The organism is Streptomyces sp. NPDC047974 (genome assembly GCF_040653375.1).
Lineage (GTDB): Bacteria > Actinomycetota > Actinomycetes > Streptomycetales > Streptomycetaceae > Streptomyces.
The window spans coordinates 1-2,534 of record NZ_JBEZNU010000093.1 but is presented as its reverse complement, the minus strand read 5'-3'; the positions used below and the strand labels follow the sequence as shown (position 1 = coordinate 2,534).

Below are 2,534 nucleotides of genomic sequence, written 5' to 3'. Positions count from 1 at the left end.
GGCGCCCACGACGTGTTCGTCCATGTCGAAGGTGCTCAGGGCCAGGACCCGGCAGTCCGGCAGTTCGGCGGTGAGCCGCTCGGAAAAACGATCACTTTCAGTGATTTAGCCCTTCATGGGAGGTCGCCAGCGAGTGGGTAGGATGGGCGCACAAGAAACGGAGACGCCCTTGAACACTTCCCCCGCCTACCAGGCCCGCCCAGTGGCACTGCTCTCAGCACGCACTTTGGGTCGGTGCCTAAGGAAACCTGTAGTCCGGGCGTGACCGCTTCCGAGTAAGGGCGTAGGTCAGGCCAAGCGGCTCACTACTTCGATCACTTCTTCCGCGCGGCAGATCTGCCGCGACGGCGAAGCTTTACCCAAAAACCAAGGAGATGCTCCCGTGGGACTCGATATGTTTGCAGGAAAAACCCGTAAAGACGTGGTGGACAACACCGCCGTGCCGATCATGGAATGGCGCAAGCACCCGGATCTGCATGGCTACATGCAGGCGCTGTATGCCAGCCGGAGCGGCTGCAAAGACCCGATGAAGTTCAACAAGAAGCCCCTGTTTCTGTCTAGGCAGGACCTGGAGGACCTCCGGCAGGCCGTGCTTTCCGGACAGCTTCCGAAAACGGAGGGGCACTTCTTTGGCGAGTCTCTTCCCGAAGAACAGCACTTCGACCTGATCTTCATCGATGGAGCGTGCCGCCTCATCGATCAGGGTTGGAATGTCTTCTACGACTCGTGGTGGTGATCTCTGTCCTCTCGTACCGCTACCCAACCTTCCGCATCCATCAACCTTCGGAGTCCATCGTGAGCAAGAAGCCCAGCAGCAAATCCCGCCGTAATCGGAAGTCGAATCGTTCCTCTCGATCTCATGGAGCGATCGTTCCGCAGATCTATTTGACGACCAGTGCGGCTTCCCTCATTGAGGGGATGGATAGCATTGAAAGGGAACTCTTTGAAATGACGCTCCCGGACTTGCTGACGTCGGAGGAAGTCACGTCCTGCATTCAAGTTTACGGTTCTTACCGAGCAGTCGTGACCCATTTCGACACGCAGTTTGTGGTCGAGTCCGTGGGGTGCCGCGCCGCTACGAAAGGCCATTCATCCAAGCCCGGCTTTGTTCTGGATACATACGATCAGCATGCACCCGGCGATTTGCAGCCTCCCTCGTGGCTCGGCAGCTTCCAGCCCCTCCTGCGCACGGCGCCGCTGCCCGGCTTGCAGTCCGAGTCGTAACCCCAACCCGGGCAGCGATCGCCTTTCCGGGCTTGCCTAAGGCAGTGCGGGCATCGCTTGCCTCTCTGCTGGCGCGCAGTAACCCAACCCCATAAAGCAAACGTTCAACGCGGCCCTTTGGCCGTGAGGGCGGAGCTTTGCCAAATCATCAAGGAACAGCCAATGAAACAGCGATACACCATCAGCGTCACCGGCCCGGTGTGGGTCGACTACAGCGTCGCCATGGATGTCACGTGTGTGTCCGATGCGATCAACCATCTTGAATCGCTTGATCCTGAAATCGCCGCACAGTGGCTGATTGAGTCATCGGCCTACTCTCTGGAAAGAATCGAACACGAGGTATGCGGAGGCGTGGGGGACGCGGTGTACGAGGCGATCCCGGACTACGTGTTCAACCGAGCCGGTGAGATGGAGTTCGGATCGGACGAGGAGGACGACCACGATGGTGTCGCCGATCCCGTCGCGCCCGCGTTGCCGCAACGCCTCTTGCTGACGGCGACGGGGCTCGCCAGCCGCCGCTACACCTTCGAAGCCGAGTCATGGGAAGACGCATTGAGTCAGTTTCACGGGCTCAGCACCGAGGAGCTCAATGCGCCGACGTGGAGCATTTGGGGAATTGATCTGGACGTGGACGTCAGCCTTGTCGTGGGGGCATTGGTCGAGGGCGGTGAAGCCGACGAAGACGCGCTGGAAGACATTGCCATGCACCTGGACGTGCAGCTGCCGTAGATGCCCTTGCTGTACCTCGGACCCGCTACGCAGGTCTGAATCCCTCGAACTAACAACAACTCCCTATCAACCATAAGGTGTGCACATTGAACATCCTCTCCGCTTCGTCTGACCCGAACAACCTCTTCATGCCGAAGGAGCGCAAAACCACCTCCATCCCCCGGACTAAAAAGCTCGCCGCAGCCACAGTTGGTTTCGACCGCTTGCCGCAGTTCGAGACAACCACCACTTGGCTCACCCCTCCGGAGCATATTTGGGGCAGCCCGAGGGAAGGCTTCACGGGCCTGGGGCCCTTCGACCTGGATCCGGCAACGCCCGAGAACGGGATGCCGTGGCCCACCGCGGCTCGGATGCTCAAGCCCAGCGATGACGGCCTGGCGTCGGAATGGCCGGCGGATGCCTTCGTTTTCATGAACCCGCCGTTCGGCCGGGGGCAAGAGGCCTGGATGGAGAAGATGGCCAACCACCCGGGGGGCGGCATCGCCCTGGTGTTTGCGCGAACCGAGACCCGCTGGTTCCAAAGTTTCGTGCTGAACCACCCCGATGTCAGCGCGGTGGTCTTCCAGGAGGGCCGCTTGAAG

General features: G+C 60.2%; 4 protein-coding genes and 1 pseudogene. 4 read left to right on the top strand and 1 reads right to left on the bottom strand.

The features are described from left to right. A pseudogene (locus AB0E19_RS38445) lies at positions 1-84 on the bottom strand (DNA-binding response regulator); the annotation flags it as partial. Between the two features lie 298 nt (positions 85-382). On the opposite strand from AB0E19_RS38445, the gene AB0E19_RS38440 reads away from it, so the two are divergent. The 4 genes from AB0E19_RS38440 to AB0E19_RS38425 all read left to right on the top strand — a co-directional run. Next, positions 383-736, top strand: coding sequence for a hypothetical protein (locus AB0E19_RS38440; protein ID WP_040008476.1), 354 nt, complete (start codon positions 383-385; stop codon positions 734-736). 59 nt (positions 737-795) lie between these two features. Next, positions 796-1,224, top strand: a complete 429-nt coding sequence (locus AB0E19_RS38435; RefSeq protein WP_146256386.1) for a hypothetical protein — start codon at positions 796-798, stop codon at positions 1,222-1,224. Positions 1,225-1,386: 162 nt separating this feature from the next. Beyond that, positions 1,387-1,953, top strand: coding sequence for a hypothetical protein (locus AB0E19_RS38430; protein ID WP_008267292.1), 567 nt, complete (start codon positions 1,387-1,389; stop codon positions 1,951-1,953). A gap of 86 nt (positions 1,954-2,039) precedes the next feature. Then, positions 2,040-2,534 (top strand): DNA N-6-adenine-methyltransferase (locus AB0E19_RS38425; RefSeq protein WP_362189821.1); only part of this gene is annotated, 495 nt, incomplete at its 3' end.